Consider the following 19,468-nt stretch of genomic DNA (forward strand, 5'->3'; position numbering starts at 1 on the left):
GAGAAACATAGATCGCTGGTACCGTCGACGTCTAAGGATGTGTATCTGGAAACAATGGAAACGCATCCGCACGAAAGGAAAGATGCTTATCAAGCTTGGCCTGAACAAGTGGAAAGCGTGGGAATATGCCAACACGAGGAAAAGCTACTGGCATACAGCTAACAGCTTTATCCTCAAAAGGACTATTACCATCCACAGACTGAGACAGGCTGGTTACACTTCTCTTCTGGACTATTACCTTAAAGTTAGAACGTAAATTAGGGAACCGCCCAGTACGGAACCGTATGCTGGGTGGTGTGGGAGGACAGGTAGGGAAATAATCCTTACCTTTCTACCCGATCTTTGATTTTAGCTGAAACTTAAAAATCTGTTTGAGTTAATTTATTATTTTCTGAAGAATTATCTGTTTCGGGGTTTGGGGATAAAAGCAGAAGGGAAACTCTCTTTTATTTTTAGAAGCGCCCTGTCGGCTTCCAAACGATTCCTGAAATTACCAACCCATACTTTATAATTAGGCGCTTCGTAAGCAATGAGTGATGGGTATTCAAATTTGCTTCGGTAATCTTTTATTACATCATTTGCTTCTCCATTATTTCCGTAGAAAAGCTGAATTTTATACCGATCTCCAATTTCGTTATCCTGGCTCATTTCAGATTTTAACGCTAACAATTTCGAGAGTTTATCGTCTTCATTTATATTTATCTGGCCTTCCTGGGCTGTTAAATTCAGGAAAGAAAATCCTGAAAGAAAACAACTTAACAGTATTTTGTTTATGCTTAATTTTCTCATAGTTATTTATTTAAGGCAAAAGTATAATTTAATAACTTAAACAAGCTCGGTTTTATTATTTAGAACTGATATAAATTAAGGATTAACACTTATCTAACATTCCTAAAATCGACTATAAGTATTACTTTTGTTGCCGAATTTAAGGGTACAAAGTGTTAATATTACTAAGGCTTTAAGCTGTAAAAACCGTACCAAAGTTAAGACGTTAATTCAACTTATAATATGAAAAAGGTGAAATACCGCCACTCAACTTCGCGACTATTGCTCTTAAGTGTAGCATTTTTTATCTCATTTAGCGTTTTGGGAATTGCACAAGAGGAGGTCTCTCAGGATGCCGCAGAGGAAGGCCAGGAGCAAACCGATGAATCATCGGGTGAATCTTCAGAAGCTGAGGCAGCTGCTGCATCAGATCTCGGGGATCCTGCGAATGGAAAATCGCTGTTTAATTCACTTTGTGCTGCCTGTCACAAACCGTATTCTGCTGGTATCGGTCCTGCCCTTCATGGCGTTACTGAGAAACGAGAAATGGATTGGTTGTACCGCTGGATTAAAAACAGCCAGGATCTAATTTCTTCTGGAGATGACCAAGCTGTTGCGATATACGAAGAGTATAACCAAACTGCAATGCCGGCTTTCCCTCAATTATCAGATGCTGATATTGATGATATTCTTGCTTATGTAGAACAACCAAAACCAGAACCTCAAGCGGCACAAGCCGGTGGGGAATCAGGTGGAGGGGATTCTTCTGGCGGAGGTGTATCGGTAAATGTTATTTTGGCGATTCTGGTGTTCGTGCTGGTAATGCTGCTTGCCGTATTATTCCTAGTAAACAAAACACTTAGAAATTTTGCCCAAGCTAGTGGGGTTGTAATTCCTGAAAAAACAAAAAGAAAACCAATTTGGAAATCTTTTGTAGAGAACCAGTTCCTTGTTTTGGTTAGTGCTGTTTTTGGACTTTTAGTGATTGGTTATTTTGCTTACGGCTTCTTTATGCAGGTTGGGGTAGACCAGGGGTATGAGCCAATTCAGCCAATTCATTATTCGCATAGAATTCACGCTGGTGATAACCAGATAGATTGTAAATACTGTCACTCTTCAGCCAGGACATCTAAGCAAGCGGGTATTCCTTCACTTAATGTTTGTATGAATTGTCATAAATCAATTTCTGAAGTAGCTCCTGAAACTGCTACCGATGAGTATTCAAAAGAATTTTATGACGGTGAAATTGCGAAACTATATGATGCTGTAGGCTGGGATCCGGCAGAACAGGATTATACGGGTGAAGAAAAACCGGTAAAATGGGTTCGTATTCATAATCTTCCAGATTTCGCTTACTTTAATCACTCTCAACACGTATCGGTTGCCGGGGTACAATGTCAAAAATGTCACGGTCCAATAGAAGAGATGGAGGTGGTTTATCAAGACGCTCCTTTAACTATGGGCTGGTGTATTAATTGCCACCGCGATACCAAAGTTAGGATGGAAGGAAATGAGTATTACGAGAAAATTCACGAAGAATTGTCTAAAAAGTATGGTGTGGAAGAGCTGACAGTGGCTCAAATGGGAGGCCTGGAATGTGCCAAATGCCATTACTAAAAATTTTTTCCCGGGTGTTCGGGGTTAATAAAGAAGTTAATATCTAGATATATATGTCATCAAACAAAAAATACTGGAAAAGTGTTGAAGAGCTAAATGAAAACAGCTCTGTTGTTGAGACGCTCCAACAAAAAGAATTTGCTGAAGAAATTCCGGTTAATGAATTTCTTGGGGATAAAGAATCTCTTGAAAGTTCAAAAACTTCAAGAAGGGATTTCTTGAAATATGTTGGGTTTAGTACAGCTGCAGCTTCATTGGCTGCCTGTGAAGGTCCTGTAATTAAATCTATTCCTTATGTGGTGCAACCAGAGCGTATTGTTCCCGGGGTAGCTAACTACTATGCCTCTACAATGGCCGACGGTTTTGATTTTGCCAGTGTACTGGTAAAAACCAGGGAAGGAAGACCTATTAAAATTGAAAATAATGAATTATCGAAGTCTAAAAGTGGGGTTAATTCCCGGGTTCACGCTTCGGTATTGTCAATGTATGATGCTAATAGGGTGAAACGCCCAATGATTGAAGGAAGAAATGTTTCCTGGGAGGAATTTGACCGCGAGGTTGGAAGTGCTCTTGATAGTGTTTCTGGCGATATTGTGTTAATGACACAAACTTTTGCCAGCCCTTCTACTACTAAATTGATCAATGAATTTTCAGAAAAGTATCCAAACGTACGTCACGTTGTTTACGATGCCGTTTCTGAAGATGCTGCATTAAATGCTTTCCAATCTAAATTTGGACAGCGTGCGCTTCCAAATTACGATTTTTCTAAAGCTGAAACCATAGTTTCTATTGGAGCTGATTTCCTTGGTGACTGGCAGGGTGGTGGTTATGATGCGGGTTATGCCAAAGGCCGTGTGCCTCAAAACGGCAAAATGTCCCGTCATATTCAGTTTGAATCTAATATGAGCTTAACAGGGGCTAATGCCGATAAGCGTTATCCTGTAACTCCATCTCAGCAAAAAGCTGTTTTAGCTGCGCTTTATGGGTATGTTGCCGGTGGTTCTTCTACCAGCGATTTGCCTGCAAAAATTGATGATGCTGTTGTAAAAGCGGCGCGCCAGTTAAGAAAAGGCGGCAGTGGGGCTGTTGTGGTTTCTGGAATTCCTGATGATAATGCACAAGCTTTAGTACTTGCAATCAACGAAGCTCTTGGAAGTGGTGTTATGGATACCAGTAATCCAAGAATGATTCGTCAGGGTAATTCTCAGGCGGTAATGCAGGCAGTAGAAGATATGAAATCTGGATCTGTTGGTGCAATGTTAATGGCCGGGGTAAATCCTGCTTATTCATTGCCAAACGGAGCAGAATTCGCTGAAGCTCTTGCAAATGTAGAAGTTTCGCTTGCTTTTAGTATGAGTCCAGATGAAACGGCTAAACTTTGTAAATATGTAGCCGCAACCCCTCATTACTTAGAGAGTTGGGGAGATATTCAATATACTACGTCAAACTTTAGTTTAATGCAACCTGCAATTAGACCATTGTTTGATACCAGGCAATTTCAGGATTGTTTGTTGAAATGGACAGATAATAATCAATCTTATCACGATTATATAAAAGAAACCTGGAGTGGTAGTATTTCTTCTTGGAATACCGCCCTTCATGATGGTATCTTTGAGGCAGCCTCTCCTGTAAATGTAGAAACTGCTGAAGGTTCCGGATCTGTAAATGTATCAACGGCTGCCAGTGAATTAGCTCGTTCTGCAGAAGGTGAAGGTTTGGAGTTAACGCTTTACACAAAACTTTCTATGGGTGATGGGCAACAAGCCAACAACCCATGGTTGCAGGAAATGCCAGATCCATTAACCAGAGCATCCTGGGATAACTATCTAACAGTTTCTAAATCTGATGCTGAATCTTTAGGTTTAGAAAATGATAATGATTCAAATGGTGGTTTAAACGGAAGCTATGTTAATGTAACCGTAGATGGAACTACCGTAGAGAATGTTCCTGTGATTATTCAACCGGGTCAGGCTAAAGGTTCCGTAGGACTTGCGCTTGGTTACGGTAAAAAAGAAGGATTACAAAAAGAAATGCAGGTAGGTGTAAATGCTTATCCGTTATATAAGAATTTAAATGCTGTGCAGTCGGTAACTATTGAAAAAGCTTCCGGAATGCACGAATTTGCTTGTGTTCAGCTTCACAATACCTTAATGGGACGTGGAGATATTATAAAAGAAACCACGCTGGAAATTTTCAATACAAGAAATGCCAGTGAATGGAATTCTGTTCCGAATGTTTCTTTAGATCACGTTGAAAAACCTGTAACATCTCCTGAAGTTGATATGTGGGATGGTTTTGATCGTAGTATTGGTCATCATTTTAATCTTTCAATAGATCTTAATGCCTGTACCGGTTGTGGTGCTTGTGTTATTGCCTGTCACGCCGAAAATAATGTTCCGGTGGTAGGAAAAAGTGAAGTTAGAAGATCTCGTGATATGCACTGGTTGCGTATTGATAGGTATTATTCATCTGAAGATACTTTTATAAACGACCTTGACAAAAAAGAAAATATATCTGGTTTAGGAAGTTCACTTTCTGAATTTGGAGAATTGGAAGAGCCTGCAGATAATCCGCAGGTAGTATTCCAGCCTGTAATGTGTCAGCACTGTAACCACGCTCCTTGTGAGACTGTTTGTCCTGTTGCTGCAACTTCTCACGGAAGACAGGGGCAAAACCAAATGATCTATAACCGTTGTGTGGGTACAAGATATTGTGCAAACAACTGTCCTTATAAAGTGCGTCGTTTCAACTGGTTCAACTATGCTCAAAATGAAGAGTTTGACTACCATATGAATAACGACCTTGGAAGAATGGTTATTAATCCTGATGTAACAGTACGTTCTAGAGGAGTTATGGAAAAATGTTCTATGTGTATTCAAAAAACACAGAAAACAATTCTTGATGCCAAGCGTGAAGGAAGAGAAATTGAAGATGGTGAATTCCAAACTGCTTGTTCTGCTGCTTGTGATAAAGGAGCGATGACCTTTGGTGATATTAACAAAGAGGGTGCAGTAATTCGCGATAGAAAAGAAGATGATAGAATGTATCACTTATTGGAATATGTGGGTACTAAACCTAATGTGATGTACCAAACAAAAGTTAGGAATACAACAGAAGCTTAATAAATTAATAAAGAAATCAATTAAAAAAGGATATGTCTCATTACGAAGCACCTATACGAAAGCCTTTAGTTACCGGGGATAAAAGCTACCACGATGTTACCGTGGATGTAGCTGCGCCGGTAGAAGGAAGGGCGAATAAATCCTGGTGGATTGTCTTTTCAATTGCCCTTGTTGCCTTTCTTTGGGGTGTAGGTTGTATAATTTACACTATTTCCACAGGTATTGGTACCTGGGGACTTAATAAAACTGTAGGCTGGGCCTGGGATATTACCAACTTCGTTTGGTGGGTAGGTATTGGTCACGCCGGTACCCTTATTTCGGCTGTACTTTTATTATTCAGGCAAAAATGGAGAATGGCAATTAACCGTTCTGCAGAGGCGATGACAATTTTCTCTGTAATGCAGGCCGGTTTATTTCCTTTAATTCATATGGGTCGTCCATGGTTGGCATATTGGGTACTTCCTATTCCAAACCAGTTTGGTTCGTTATGGGTTAACTTTAACTCACCACTGCTCTGGGACGTGTTCGCAATTTCAACTTACCTTTCTGTTTCGTTAGTATTCTGGTGGACAGGTTTACTTCCCGATTTCGCGATGATTCGTGATAGGGCGATTACTCCTTTCAACAAAAAAATCTACGGAATATTAAGTTTTGGATGGAGCGGGCGTGCAAAAGACTGGCAACGTTTTGAAGAAGTTTCTTTGGTGCTTGCCGGGTTGGCAACTCCTCTGGTACTTTCGGTGCACACTATAGTATCTTTTGACTTTGCTACATCGGTTATTCCGGGATGGCACACCACGATTTTCCCTCCTTACTTTGTGGCGGGAGCTGTATTTTCCGGTTTCGCAATGGTGAATACCCTTCTTATTATAATGAGAAAGGTTTCTAATCTTGAACATTATATTACCATACAACATATCGAATTAATGAACATAGTAATTATGATCACGGGTTCTATTGTTGGTGTTGCATATATTACCGAGCTTGTTATCGCATGGTATTCTGGAGTTGAGTACGAACAGTATGCATTCCTTAACAGGGCAACAGGACCTTATGCCTGGGCGTATTGGGCAATGATGACCTGTAACGTGTTTTCCCCGCAGTTTATGTGGTTTAAAAAATTACGTACCAGTATTATGTTCTCGTTCTTTATATCTATTGTGGTAAACATCGGGATGTGGTTTGAGCGTTTTGTAATTATTGTAACCTCACTTCACCGTGATTACCTTCCATCTTCATGGTCAATGTTTTCGCCAACTTTTGTAGATATTGGTATTTTTATTGGAACACTGGGATTCTTCTTTGTATTGTTCTTGTTATATGCGAGATCATTCCCTGTAATTGCACAGGCAGAAGTTAAAACAATACTTAAATCATCTGGATCTAAATACAAAAAACTTAGAGCCGAGCATGGCGATGATGTTAAACATTATACTCCTGTAAACATAGGTGAGCCTAAACAGAATATCGCTAACAAAGTAGATAAGAAAATGGGTGATGAAGATGCTTATAGAGAAGGCGATAGAGATGGGCATAATGAAACTGTAAATGCTGATGCATTAACGCTTTCTGAAGTTCAAAAGGATAGAATAGACGAAATGTTAGAGAGAACAGGTTCATTTAATCCTGAAAATCAAACGGCAGATGAACTACAAAAACTTAAAGCAGTAGGTCCTTTCCTTGAACAGCGCTTACATCAGGTAGGTCTTTATACCTATGTTCAGGTAAGTAAACTTGCCCAGGATGATTTTGAATTGCTTGATGAGGTGATAGAGAACTTCCCTAATACTGCACAACGTGAAGACTGGGTGGCCCAGGCAAATGAACTAAAAAATAAGTAATTAAGATGGCATCAAAAGTTATACACGCTATTTACAATGATGACGATCTGCTTTTACAAGCCGTAAAGCAGGTAAGAGAGGCCCGTTATCATATTGGTGAAATTTATACCCCAATGCCTGTTCACGGTTTAGATAAAGCAATGGGCTTAGCGCCTACGCGTTTGGCAATCACTTCTTTTCTTTATGGTGTGGTTGGGTTTGCAGTCGCAGTTGCAATGATGGATTTTATTATGATAGAAGACTGGCCCCAGGATATTGGTGGAAAGCCAAGTTTTAGTTTTATTGAGAATATGCCGGCCTTTGTACCAATTATGTTTGAGCTTACCGTGTTTTTTGCAGCTCACCTTATGGTAATTACCTTCTATATGAGAAGTAAATTGTGGCCATTTAAAGAAGCTGAAAACCCCGATCTTAGAACAACCGATGATATGTTCTTGATGGAAATAGATGCAGCAAATCATAACGTAGATGAGTTAACCAAATTCCTTTACGATACCGGTGCCGCTGAAATTAAATTAATAGATAATAAATAGCCAGAATGAGAAATTTGTTCTATAAAGCGATAATATTGTTCCTGGTTGGGGGCTTTGTAATGTCTTGTGCGGATAATGACAAGCCTAATTACCAGTTTATGCCAGATATGTATGAGCCTATAGGTTATGAGGCTTATGGTGAATATGATGTTTTTCAAAATGGACAGGAGGCTAAACTTCCTGCAGAAGGTTCTATTCCTAGGGGATGGATGCCTTACGACTATGAAAATACACCAGATGGGATGGCAAATGCTAAAGCCAATCTTAATAACCCTTTGCCTTACACTGAAGATAATCTGAATGAAGGGAAACAATTATACACCATTTACTGTGCTGTTTGTCACGGAGACAACGGTGACGGTCAGGGAATTCTTGCTGAAAGGGAAAAAATATTAGGGGTTCCTTCTTATGATGATGCCGGGCGTGCTATTACTGAAGGAAGTGTTTACCACGTAATCTATTACGGATTAAACACTATGGGTTCTTATGCTGCACAAACTAGTGAAGAAGAGCGTTGGAAGATTACTCATTACGTAATGAATCTTAAGAACGAGTTGGAAGGTGGTGAAGAAATTCCGTTTGAGGAAGGTAAAGAGGCCTCAATAGCTGAAGCTAACCCTGTAGAAGTTGAAAGAGCTCAGGAAAATGCTGAAGAAGTACAGGGCGAAGGAGCTGTAACCGGCGAGGAGGAAGAGCAAAACAATAATTAAGAATAAAGCATTTAGATCTATAAATATGTACACGCTATCCAGTAAATTAAAATTAACAGCAATTATTTTTATGATTGTTGGTGCCATTGGGCTCGTGATTGGGTTTTTACAGGCGCCATCAAATTTGGATGATGTTAGGGAAATGATGGCTGCAGAAGAGCACCACGGTGAAGCATCGCATTCCGAAGAAGGAGAGGCTAATTTTGCCGAAGCAGAACACGGGATGTTATTAGATGATGAACCTGGGAGAAATGCAGAAGCTGAGCACGCTGAAGAAGCAGGGGCTCACGATACCGAGCATCTGGAGCATAAATTACATCAATTGCAAAATAAGCCCTGGGCAGCAATTTATGTGGCAGCATTCTTTTTCTTTATGATCTCTTTAGGTGTTTTAGCCTTTTATGCTTTACAATATGCTTCACAAGCAGGTTGGTCTCCGGTTTTATTCAGAGTTATGGAAGCTATTTCAGCTTACATTGTTCCTGGTGGGATTATTATGTTTGTACTTTTAGCACTTTCAGGTTTTCATATGAACCACTTATTTGTATGGATGGATCCGGAAGTTGTAGCTCACGACGAGATTATTCAGAATAAAACAGCTTACCTAAATGTACCTTTCTTCTTAATTAGAGCAGCGATATTTTTGGCGGGTTGGTTCCTGTTTAGACATTTCTTGGTAAGAAACTCAAGAAGACTTGACGAAGCAACAGATAACTATTACTTTAAAAAGAACTTTAAACTCGCAGCAGGATTTTTAGTTTTCTTTCTTATTTCAGAATCTATAATGAGCTGGGACTGGATTATGAGTTTAGATCCGCACTGGTTTAGTACTTTATTTGGATGGTATGTATTTTCAAGTATGTTCGTTTCAGGAATTACTGTAATTGCTTTAGTAAGTATTTATTTAAAATCTAGAGGATACCTACCCTTTGTTAATAACAGCCATATACACGATTTGGCCAAATATATGTTCGGTATAAGTATTTTCTGGACCTACCTTTGGTTCTCACAATTTATGCTTATTTGGTATTCTAATATTCCAGAGGAAGTAGTTTACTTTATTAGTAGAATTGAAAATTATGGTTTACCATTCTTTGGAATGGTTGTATTAAACTTTTTATTCCCACTACTGGTATTAATGAATAGCGATTACAAGAGAGTAAACTGGTTTGTAGTAATGACGGGTATTGTTATACTTATAGGTCATTATCTTGATGTATTTAATATGGTAATGCCGGCAACTGTGGGAGAATCATGGTTTATTGGAATTCCTGAGATAAGTGCAGTACTTTTCTTTGGAGGATTGTTTACTTTTGTGGTCTTTAGTGCGCTAACTAAAGCACCGCTACTTGCGAAACGCAACCCATTTATAAAGGAAAGTGAACATTTCCACTATTAATAAAAGATTTGATTGTTTAAAGAAGAACTTATAAAATGACCGTATTTTTAGTAATAATAGTATTAGCCCTTTTGGCCGTTACCGGTTGGCAAATGTCTAAGATTTTTCAGTTGTCTAAAGGCCCGGGAGCCGAGAGTTCTGAAATAGCTAATGACAACGATAATAGACAGCAAGCCAAACTAATGCTTTGGTTTATGATCTTTATCTATGTAGGGATGGCCTATAGCTTTTGGCAATGGAGTAAATTGTACCTTCCCGAAGCTGCTTCAGAACATGGAAATCAGGTAGATACTTTAATGTTTATTTCCATAGGACTTATTATGGTAGTGCAGGTAATTACGCAGGCATTGCTACATTGGTTCGCCTATAAATATCAGGGAAAAAAAGGTCAAAGAGCTCTTTTCTTTGCCGATAATGATAAACTGGAGTTTATTTGGACTATTATTCCGGTAATTACGCTGGCAGGTTTAATTATTTATGGATTATTTACCTGGAGTGATATTATGAATATTAGTGAAGAAAACGATCCTATTGTTATTGAAATCTATGCTAAGCAGTTTAGCTGGCAAGCCAGATACGCTGGTGAAGATAACACCCTTGGGGAAGCTAACGTTCGCTTTATAGAAGGAATAAACACGGTGGGAGTTAATGAAAATGATCCTTATGCAGATGACGATAAAATTACAACAGAACTTCACCTTCCAGTAGGAAAAGAAGTTTTGTTTAAATTTAGATCTCAGGATGTATTACACTCTGCTTATTTCCCTCACTTTAGAGCACAAATGAACGTAGTGCCCGGGATGGTTACGCAATTTGCTTTTACACCAGATATTACTACTGAAGAAATGAGAAATTCAGAGTATATGGTAGATAAAGTAAAAACCATTAATGAAATTAGAAAAGATAACAGTGAGGCTTTAATGGCGGAAGGAGATGCGCCATTAGATTCCTACGAATTTGATTACTTCCTGCTTTGTAACAAGATTTGTGGTGACGCGCACTACAATATGCAGATGAAGATTATTGTTGAAAGCGAGGAAGATTATAACGAATGGTTGAGTGAACAGGATACGTTTGCTTCAACTTTGGAATCACAAGAATAACAGAACTAAAAAGAATATAATTTAGATATGTCAGCAATAGCAACAGCACCGGCTCACGATCACCACGACGATCACGGACATCATCATAAACAAACTTTTATTACTAAATATATATTTAGTACAGATCATAAGATGATTGCCAAGCAATATCTTATCACAGGTATATTAATGGGAATTGTAGGGATTATGATGTCCGTACTTTTCCGTATGCAATTAGCCTGGCCAGAAGAATCTTTTATGCTTTTTGAATGGCTCCTGGGAGATAAATGGGCTCCAGATGGAGTAATGACACCGTCTATTTACCTTGCTTTGGTTACCATACATGGTACTATAATGGTATTTTTTGTGCTTACTGCCGGTTTAAGTGGTACGTTTAGTAACTTACTTATTCCGCTACAAATTGGTGCACGGGATATGGCTTCCGGGTTTATGAACATGCTTTCATACTGGTTGTTTTTCATCTCTTGTGTGATTATGCTTAGCTCATTGTTTATAGAGTCTGGTCCTGCCTCAGCTGGTTGGACGATCTATCCACCGCTTAGTGCCCTGCCTCAGGCTATTGGAGGTTCAGGAATGGGAATGACCCTCTGGTTAATTTCTATGGCTATTTTTATTGCATCGTCCCTTTTAGGTTCTCTTAATTACATTGTTACTGTTCTTAATCTTAGAACAAAGGGAATGTCTATGATGAGACTTCCGCTTACAATCTGGGCATTTTTTGTTACCGCCATTATTGGTGTGGTTTCATTCCCGGTGTTATTATCTGCGGCACTCCTACTTATAATGGATAGAAGTTTTGGAACTTCTTTCTTCCTTAGTGATATTTATCTTGAAGGAGAAGTATTAAGCCACCAGGGAGGTTCTCCGGTTTTATTTGAACACTTGTTCTGGTTCCTTGGTCACCCCGAGGTTTATATTGTAATTCTACCTGCAATGGGTATTGTTTCAGAAGTTTTAGCAACAAATTCTCGTAAACCAATTTTTGGTTACCGTGCGATGGTTGCTTCAATTCTAGCAATTGCATTCCTTTCAACAATCGTATGGGGTCACCACATGTTCGTTTCGGGGATGAATCCATTCCTTGGATCAGTATTTACATTTACAACATTATTAATTGCGATTCCTTCTGCAGTAAAAGCCTTTAACTGGATCACGACGCTCTGGAAGGGTAACCTGCAAATGAACCCCGCGATGCTATTTTCAATCGGTTTTGTTTCAACATTCATCACCGGTGGTCTAACAGGAATTATCCTTGGAGATTCAACATTAGATATTAACGTTCACGATACATATTTCGTAATTGCCCACTTCCACCTGGTAATGGGTATTTCTGCGATCTACGGTCTTTTAGCCGGGGTTTACCATTGGTTCCCGAAAATGTTTGGTAGAATGATGAATAAAAACCTTGGTTATGTTCACTTCTGGATAACCGCAGTTGGTGCTTACGGGGTATTTTTCCCAATGCACTTTATAGGTCTTGCAGGTTTACCAAGACGTTATTATACCAACACGGCATTCCCATATTTTGATGACCTTGCCGACGTTAACGTAATTATTACAATTTTCGCCCTTATTACAGCGGGTGTTCAGGTTGTATTCTTATATAACTTCTTTAGCTCTATTTTCTTCGGACAAAAAGCTACACAGAACCCCTGGAATTCCACTACCTTAGAATGGACTACTCCGGTAGAACACATTCACGGCAACTGGCCTGGTACAATTCCTTCAGTTTACCGTTGGTCTTACGATTATAGTAAGATGAATCTTGAGGCTACAGATTACGTACTTCCTGGTCAGGATTTTGTTCCACAAAATGTGCCGCTTCAGGATCACGAAGAAGAATTGAATCATTAGAATCGAATAAAATTAATTTCAAAAACCTCTTCGGTAACGGAGAGGTTTTTTGCTTTTAGGAGATCTTGAAATTGATATCTAATTGAATTTATAACTTAAGTTCTTTTAAATTTGGCCCGCGCTATTTTACTTATCTTTGCTAAACTAGCTTATCTTTAATTTTGATGATTTATGAATGAAAACCTGGATCCCAGCGGAGAAAATTTTTCTCCTGAAGAATTTGATATCGAAAGGGCATTGCGGCCCTTAAGTTTTGATGATTTTGCCGGCCAGGATCAGGTTCTGGATAATCTTAAGGTTTTTGTTGAAGCTGCAAATCAACGTGGGGAAGCTTTAGATCATACTCTTTTTCACGGTCCTCCCGGATTGGGAAAGACAACCCTGGCACATATTCTTGCTAATGAATTAGAAGTAGGTATAAAAGTAACATCTGGTCCTGTTTTGGACAAGCCCGGAGATCTTGCCGGTTTGCTTACAAATCTTGAAGAGCGCGATATCCTTTTTATAGATGAAATTCACAGGTTGAGTCCGGTGGTAGAAGAATACCTCTATTCCGCAATGGAAGATTACCGTATAGATATTATGATTGAATCAGGGCCTAATGCAAGGACGGTTCAAATCAATCTTAACCCGTTTACACTTATTGGTGCTACCACGCGCTCAGGGTTGCTTACAGCGCCTATGCGGGCACGTTTTGGTATTTCCAGTCGACTACAGTATTACTCTACAGAATTGCTTTCAGATATAGTGCAACGTAGCTCAGAAATTCTTCGGGTCCCTATTAGCCTCGATGCCGCGATAGAAATTGCAGGAAGAAGCCGCGGAACCCCTAGAATTGCCAATGCCTTGCTCCGCCGTGTTCGGGATTTTGCCCAAATTAAGGGCAATGGAAAAATCGATATGGAAATCGCAAAATACGGACTCAAAGCTTTAAATGTAGATGCTCACGGTTTAGATGAAATGGATAATAAAATCCTAGAAACTATAATCGATAAGTTTAAAGGGGGGCCGGTGGGTTTAACCACCCTTTCTACCGCCGTAAGTGAAAGTGCCGAAACTATTGAAGAGGTTTATGAACCTTTCCTTATTCAGCAAGGCTTTATTTACAGAACTCCGCGGGGGAGAGAAGTTACAGAAGCCGCTTATAAACATCTAGGCCGGGTAAAAGGAAGTACCCAGGGAGGACTTTTTTAATTCAGCTTCCAGATTGGAGTTGATAACACTCCATTAATTTTCAACGTTATGGCAGAAAAATATATTCCTACGGTTTCTATGTTTCGCTTTGTGAAAAATGCCGGCAGGATTTTAAAAAATCCACTGCCGTTTCATAGAGAGAATTTTGAAAAATATGGAGATGTGTTTCAAATTCATATAGGTCCCGGGCAAAAGGTCATATTTTCCCGCGATGCCGCTTTTGCTGAATATGTACTTCAGAAAAATCAAAAGAACTATCAAAAATCTACTATTCAAACCCGGGACCTGGCAAAATATGTAGGCAAGGGACTTTTAACTGCAAGTGGTGAACATTGGGCAAAGCAGCGCAAGCTTATTCAGCCGGCTTTTCATAAATCTCATCTTACCGGTTTATTGGAATCAGTTCAGCAGGCTATAAATATTGAAATTGAAAAAATTCAGCCTAATAAAAAATTTGATGTTTTCCCGGTTTTTAATGATCTCGCTTTTCAAACCGTGGTCAAATCTTTGTTCAGCAGCGCCGCCAATCAAAAGCAAATAAATAGATTACAATATATTACCGAAGCAGCTCAAAAAATGCTGGTAAAGGAACTTCGGCAGCCTTTTAAACTTTGGTGGTTTCACTTAAGCGGAGAAATTAAAAAACACATAAACCTAACCCGGGAAGCTCGGGCAATTTTAGAAGATATCGTTGAAGAACGTAAAAAATCTGAAACGAGATACGATGATTTATTAGATATGCTGTTGGATGCGCGATATGAAGATGGCCAGCCAATGGATAAAGAGCAGTTAATAGACGAAATCCTTATTTTATTTACCGCCGGTCACGAAACCACTTCTAATGCGTTAACTTTTACCTGCGAACTTCTTGCGCGTAATCCTGAAGCCCAGGAGAAAATATTTAAAGAGGTTGAAACTGCTAAAAGTGAAACTCATGATTTAATGGGATTTGTGAGATCCTGCGTTTATACTCAACAGGTTATTGAAGAATCTATGCGAATGTATCCGCCGGCCTATTTTATAGATCGTGTAAACATTGAAGAAGATAATTTTAATGGGTTCAAATTGCCAAAAGGTTCCAGTATCTTATTTTCCTGTTTTGAGATCCATAGACATACAAAACAGTGGGAAAACCCTGAAAAATTTGATCCGGAAAGGTTTTTGGATTCAAAAGCTCATTCTTCTCATTATTTTCCGTTTGGGGCGGGGCCAAGAAAATGCATTGGTAATAATTTTGCAATGTTCGAAATGATTATGGCGATTGCAGAAGTAATTTCGCGTTATAAAATTGTACCTAAAACTTCAGAAATGGAAATAAAACCTTTAATTACCCTAAAACCAAAAAACGCGATTTTAGAATTTTCACCACGATAAATTTGTACGAAAATAAGTCGAAATACACGCAATTAATCAAAACCGAAGCCAGCCGCCTTGGTTTTCTGTCGTGCGGGATTTCCAAAGCCGAATTTCTTGAAGCCGAAGCCCCGCGCCTGGAAGAATTTCTGAAAAAAAACCGTCACGGCGAAATGCGTTGGATGGAAAATAACTTTGATAAGCGTTTGGATCCTACAAAACTGGTAGAAGGTTCAAAAAGCGTGATTTCACTCTTGCTGAATTATTATCCGAAAGAAACCCAGCGAGAAGATTCTTATAAAATCAGTAAATATGCCTACGGGCGCGATTATCATTTTGTAATTAAAGATAAACTGAAACAATTATTGCAGGTTATGCAAGATGAAATAGGGGAAATTAATGGACGCGCATTTGTAGATTCGGCTCCGGTGATGGATAAAGCCTGGGCCGCAAAAAGCGGATTGGGCTGGATTGGCAAACACTCTAATTTACTCTCTAAACAAACCGGTTCTTTCTATTTTATCGCCGAATTAATTGTAGATCTGGATCTGGAATACGACGCACCGGTTACCGATCACTGCGGAAGTTGCACCGCCTGCATTGACGCCTGCCCAACTGATGCTATTGTAGAACCTTACAAGGTTGATGGCAGCAAATGCATTTCTTATTTCACGATAGAGCTAAAGGACGAATTGCCTAATTCTTATAAAAACCAGTTTGAAGATTGGATGTTTGGCTGCGACATTTGCCAGGATGTTTGCCCGTGGAATAGATTTTCAAAACCACATAATGAGCCATTGTTTAATCCGCATCCAGAATTATTAGAAAAAGATAAAAAGGGCTGGGAAGAACTTACTAAAGAAACTTTTAATGAGATCTTTAGAAAATCAGCGGTAAAACGAACCAAATTTGAAGGTTTAAAAAGGAATATTGAGTTTCTGCAGAAATGAGAATCCAATGTTTTCCGACGTAAATATTAAGGTTACCTAATTAACGGAAAACTAATTTTTGCTTTTGAATTTTCTCCCGAATTCCTCATAACTATCGAATTCTAATAAGTTAAAAGTGATTGGGATGGTGTGTTTTAAGGAAACATTTTTAGAATTTATTGAAGCCGGTTGTTTAATTTTGAGATCGGCAAATAACCTTATGGCCTCCTTCTCTAAATACTTATTTCTTGTTCTAACTTTTACCTGTTTAACTTCTCCTGTTTCATTAATTACAAATTGAACATACGCTTGACCGGGCAAATTCTTCTTTTTTACTAGCTTCATTATATCAATATTCCTTTTTATATATTGATTCAGTTTTTCAGTAAAACAATCTGCAGAGTTGATACTGTCTGTACATTTGGAAATAAATGGAGCTTTATCAACTTCCGATAGGCTAAATGTTTGAGATTGAGCCAGAATATTGACAGGAAATAAAAAGAAGCAGGAAAAAATAAATATAAGATGTTTCAAAAAACAATTAGATTTTGAACCTTAAATTTACATTTATTTGATAAAATTAATAGCATTTTGAAGAAAAGTTTAAAATTGGATGATATCAAGTGCTGAACTTCAATTTTTATAAGTATATACGATCAAAAAATAATACTTTCTTTTATACGTAGAAGTTCAATATTGCAGCTGAGCTTGCTACCTTTGTAATAAGTAGAAAAATTAAATTATGAGCAATAATCCTAGAAAGAGAAGAGAAGCACTGGTTTATCACGCCAAACCCAAGCCAGGGAAAATAGAAGTAGTACCTACAAAAAAATATGCAACACAACGGGATCTTTCCCTCGCATATTCCCCTGGAGTGGCAGAACCTTGCCTGGAGATAGAAAAAGATAAAGAAAACGCTTATAAATATACTACCAAGGGAAATCTCGTTGCGGTTATTTCTAACGGAACTGCAGTTTTAGGACTTGGAGACATTGGTCCTGAAGCCTCTAAACCGGTTATGGAAGGTAAAGGTTTGCTTTTTAAGATTTTCGCAGATATTGATGTTTTTGATATTGAAGTAGATACTAAAGATGTAGATAAATTTATAGAAACGGTAAAAAATATAGCGCCCACTTTTGGGGGAATTAACCTTGAAGATATCAAAGCTCCCGAGGCTTTTGAGATTGAAAGAAGATTAAAAGAAGAGCTTGATATCCCGGTGATGCATGACGACCAGCACGGGACAGCCATCATATCGGCTGCGGCATTATTAAATGCGCTGGAGCTAGCTAAGAAAAAGATGGAAAAAGTGAAGATCGTGATAAGCGGTGCCGGTGCAGCAGCGGTTTCATGTACTAAACTTTATAAAGCTTTTGGAGCAAAAGCCGAAAATATTATAATGACAGATAGTAAAGGCGTAATTAGAAAAGATCGTCCAAATCTTTCTGAAGAAAAAATAGAATTTGCCACTTCCAGGAAAATAGATACCCTTGAAGAAGCCATGAAAGATGCCGATGTTTTTGTAGGCCTTTCTATCGCTGATATTGTTTCTCCTGAAATGCTGAAAAGTATGGCGAAACGACCTATCGTTTTTGCCATGGCGAATCCAAATCCGGAGATCGATTATCAACTCGCGATGGATACCCGTAAGGACATAATTATGGCTACGGGTAGAAGTGACCACCCGAATCAGGTGAATAACGTGCTTGGATTTCCGTTTATTTTCAGGGGCGCTTTAGATGTTAGGGCAACGAAAATTAATGAAGAAATGAAAATGGCCGCGGTAAAAGCTTTAGCCGAAATGGCTAAGGAACCCGTACCCGAGCAGGTTAATATCGCTTATGGTGAAACTCGTTTAAATTTTGGTTCAGATTATATTATTCCGAAGCCTTTTGATCCCCGTTTAATTGCTAAAGTACCACCGGCAGTGGCCAGGGCTGCGATGGAAAGCGGTGTGGCGAGACAACCTATCCAGGATTGGGATAGATATGAAGAGGAACTGCTTGAAAGAATGGGCAGTGACAACAAGATCACCAGGTTGTTGCTTAACCGTGCGAAAATGAACCCGAAGCGAATTGTTTTTGCTGAAGCCGATCATCTGGATGTGCTTAAAGCAGCGCAAATTGTTCACGATGAAGGAATCGCTATTCCAATTTTACTGGGTCGCCGTAAAGTTATTGAGGAGTTAATGGCAGAAATTGACTTTCACGAAGAAGTTGCTATTATTGATCCAAAATCTGATGAAGAGGAAGAGCATAGAAAAGCTTACGCTCAGGTTTATTGGAAGACGAGAAACCGTAGCGGTGTAACGCTTTATGATGCTGAAAAACTAATGCGGGAACGCAATTATTTTGCTGCAATGATGGTTAACGAAGGTGATGCCGATGGCTTGCTTTCAGGATATTCCAGGGCCTATCCTGCAGTGGTAAAACCTATGCTGGAGCTTATTGGAATGGCGCCGGGAGTTACTCGTGTAGCCGCCACAAACCTTATGAATACTTCCAGAGGGCCATTGTTTATTAGTGATACTTCGATTAATATAGATCCGCCGGCAAAAGATCTTGCTAAAATTGCTCAAATGACGGCGAGAACCGTACAGTTATTTGGTTTAGAACCGGTAGTTGCTATGATGTCTTATGCCAATTTTGGCTCGTCTAAAGATCCGCGTGCTACAAAGGTGAAGGAAGCTGTTTCTTATCTGCACCGTAATCACCCCGAACTTAATGTAGATGGGGAGTTACAAGCCGATTTTGCTCTTAACCGCGAAATGCTTCAGAATAAATTTCCATTTTCAAAATTAGCCGGTAAAAAAGTAAATACTTTAATTTATCCCAACCTTGATTCCGCTAATAGTACTTATAAGCTAATCAAAGAACTTAACAAGGTAGATTCTATTGGCCCAATTATGATGGGAATGAGAAGGCCTGTTCATATTCTTCAGCTTGGAGCAAGTGTAGAAGAAATTGTGAATATGACCGCGGTAACTGTGGTGGATGCCCAGGAAAAAGAAAAGAAACAAAAGAAGTAAATATATAAATATTGAAT

14 protein-coding genes are annotated in these 19,468 nt (G+C 39.0%); 12 read left to right on the top strand and 2 right to left on the bottom strand.

Features of this window, described 5'->3' with window-relative positions; translation table 11 throughout:
* Window positions 1-399: 399 nt before the first annotated feature.
* Window positions 400-789, bottom strand: coding sequence for an SPOR domain-containing protein (locus B5X53_RS04665; RefSeq protein ID WP_079712084.1), 390 nt, complete (start codon window positions 787-789; stop codon window positions 400-402).
* A 222-nt stretch (window positions 790-1,011) separates the two neighbouring features.
* Here B5X53_RS04665 and B5X53_RS04670 point away from each other — a divergent pair, with 222 nt between their 5' ends.
* From B5X53_RS04670 to queG, 11 genes are all read left to right on the top strand, one after another.
* Complete coding sequence (locus tag B5X53_RS04670; protein ID WP_079712085.1) at window positions 1,012-2,385, top strand: c-type cytochrome; 1,374 nt, start codon at window positions 1,012-1,014, stop codon at window positions 2,383-2,385.
* 53 nt (window positions 2,386-2,438) lie between these two features.
* Window positions 2,439-5,507 (top strand): TAT-variant-translocated molybdopterin oxidoreductase, encoded by a 3,069-nt coding sequence (locus tag B5X53_RS04675; RefSeq protein WP_079712086.1) that lies wholly within the window; start codon window positions 2,439-2,441, stop codon window positions 5,505-5,507.
* Between the two features lie 32 nt (window positions 5,508-5,539).
* Window positions 5,540-7,348, top strand: coding sequence for an NrfD/PsrC family molybdoenzyme membrane anchor subunit (gene nrfD, locus B5X53_RS04680; protein ID WP_079712087.1), 1,809 nt, complete (start codon window positions 5,540-5,542; stop codon window positions 7,346-7,348).
* Between the two features lie 5 nt (window positions 7,349-7,353).
* Window positions 7,354-7,881, top strand: a complete 528-nt coding sequence (locus B5X53_RS04685; protein ID WP_079712088.1) for a DUF3341 domain-containing protein — start codon at window positions 7,354-7,356, stop codon at window positions 7,879-7,881.
* Window positions 7,882-7,886: 5 nt separating this feature from the next.
* Window positions 7,887-8,591, top strand: coding sequence for a c-type cytochrome (locus B5X53_RS04690; RefSeq protein WP_079712089.1), 705 nt, complete (start codon window positions 7,887-7,889; stop codon window positions 8,589-8,591).
* A gap of 25 nt (window positions 8,592-8,616) precedes the next feature.
* A complete protein-coding gene (locus B5X53_RS04695; RefSeq protein WP_079712090.1) occupies window positions 8,617-9,990 on the top strand; it encodes a quinol:cytochrome C oxidoreductase in 1,374 nt (457 codons plus the stop codon).
* 35 nt (window positions 9,991-10,025) lie between these two features.
* Window positions 10,026-11,093 carry a cytochrome c oxidase subunit II gene (locus B5X53_RS04700; RefSeq protein ID WP_079712091.1) on the top strand — a complete coding sequence of 356 codons (1,068 nt, stop codon included), beginning with the start codon at window positions 10,026-10,028 and terminating at the stop codon, window positions 11,091-11,093.
* A gap of 27 nt (window positions 11,094-11,120) precedes the next feature.
* The gene (locus B5X53_RS04705) at window positions 11,121-12,947 is read left to right on the top strand and encodes a cytochrome c oxidase subunit I (RefSeq protein ID WP_079712092.1); all 1,827 of its coding nucleotides are present in this window, start codon (window positions 11,121-11,123) and stop codon (window positions 12,945-12,947) included.
* Between the two features lie 171 nt (window positions 12,948-13,118).
* Complete coding sequence (gene ruvB / locus B5X53_RS04710) at window positions 13,119-14,141, top strand: Holliday junction branch migration DNA helicase RuvB (RefSeq protein WP_079712093.1); 1,023 nt, start codon at window positions 13,119-13,121, stop codon at window positions 14,139-14,141.
* A gap of 48 nt (window positions 14,142-14,189) precedes the next feature.
* Window positions 14,190-15,515, top strand: a complete 1,326-nt coding sequence (locus tag B5X53_RS04715; RefSeq protein WP_079712094.1) for a cytochrome P450 — start codon at window positions 14,190-14,192, stop codon at window positions 15,513-15,515.
* 2 nt (window positions 15,516-15,517) lie between these two features.
* On the top strand, window positions 15,518-16,444 hold the full coding sequence (gene queG / locus B5X53_RS04720; RefSeq protein ID WP_079712095.1) for a tRNA epoxyqueuosine(34) reductase QueG: 927 nt from the start codon (window positions 15,518-15,520) through the stop codon (window positions 16,442-16,444).
* Window positions 16,445-16,495: 51 nt separating this feature from the next.
* Here queG and B5X53_RS18870 read toward each other — a convergent pair whose 3' ends face one another.
* Window positions 16,496-16,768 (bottom strand): energy transducer TonB, encoded by a 273-nt coding sequence (locus B5X53_RS18870; RefSeq protein WP_143533240.1) that lies wholly within the window; start codon window positions 16,766-16,768, stop codon window positions 16,496-16,498.
* Between the two features lie 397 nt (window positions 16,769-17,165).
* Here B5X53_RS18870 and B5X53_RS04730 point away from each other — a divergent pair, with 397 nt between their 5' ends.
* Complete coding sequence (locus B5X53_RS04730; protein ID WP_079712097.1) at window positions 17,166-19,451, top strand: NADP-dependent malic enzyme; 2,286 nt, start codon at window positions 17,166-17,168, stop codon at window positions 19,449-19,451.
* Window positions 19,452-19,468: the final 17 nt, after the last annotated feature.

It is taken from the genome of Salegentibacter salinarum, from assembly GCF_900168115.1.
In the GTDB taxonomy this organism is placed as follows: Bacteria; Bacteroidota; Bacteroidia; order Flavobacteriales; family Flavobacteriaceae; genus Salegentibacter; species Salegentibacter salinarum.

Excerpts from the sequence above, each read along its gene's own strand:
- B5X53_RS04665 (WP_079712084.1), bottom strand. The coding sequence starts at position 789 with ATGAGAAAATTAAGCATAAACAAAATACTGTTAAGTTGTTTTCTTTCA.
- B5X53_RS04670 (WP_079712085.1), top strand. The coding sequence starts at position 1,012 with ATGAAAAAGGTGAAATACCGCCACTCAACTTCGCGACTATTGCTCTTA.
- B5X53_RS04675 (WP_079712086.1), top strand. The coding sequence starts at position 2,439 with ATGTCATCAAACAAAAAATACTGGAAAAGTGTTGAAGAGCTAAATGAA.
- nrfD (WP_079712087.1), top strand. The coding sequence starts at position 5,540 with ATGTCTCATTACGAAGCACCTATACGAAAGCCTTTAGTTACCGGGGAT.
- B5X53_RS04685 (WP_079712088.1), top strand. The coding sequence starts at position 7,354 with ATGGCATCAAAAGTTATACACGCTATTTACAATGATGACGATCTGCTT.
- B5X53_RS04690 (WP_079712089.1), top strand. The coding sequence starts at position 7,887 with ATGAGAAATTTGTTCTATAAAGCGATAATATTGTTCCTGGTTGGGGGC.
- B5X53_RS04695 (WP_079712090.1), top strand. The coding sequence starts at position 8,617 with ATGTACACGCTATCCAGTAAATTAAAATTAACAGCAATTATTTTTATG.
- B5X53_RS04700 (WP_079712091.1), top strand. The coding sequence starts at position 10,026 with ATGACCGTATTTTTAGTAATAATAGTATTAGCCCTTTTGGCCGTTACC.
- B5X53_RS04705 (WP_079712092.1), top strand. The coding sequence starts at position 11,121 with ATGTCAGCAATAGCAACAGCACCGGCTCACGATCACCACGACGATCAC.
- ruvB (WP_079712093.1), top strand. The coding sequence starts at position 13,119 with ATGAATGAAAACCTGGATCCCAGCGGAGAAAATTTTTCTCCTGAAGAA.
- B5X53_RS04715 (WP_079712094.1), top strand. The coding sequence starts at position 14,190 with ATGGCAGAAAAATATATTCCTACGGTTTCTATGTTTCGCTTTGTGAAA.
- B5X53_RS18870 (WP_143533240.1), bottom strand. The coding sequence starts at position 16,768 with ATGAAGCTAGTAAAAAAGAAGAATTTGCCCGGTCAAGCGTATGTTCAA.
- B5X53_RS04730 (WP_079712097.1), top strand. The coding sequence starts at position 17,166 with ATGAGCAATAATCCTAGAAAGAGAAGAGAAGCACTGGTTTATCACGCC.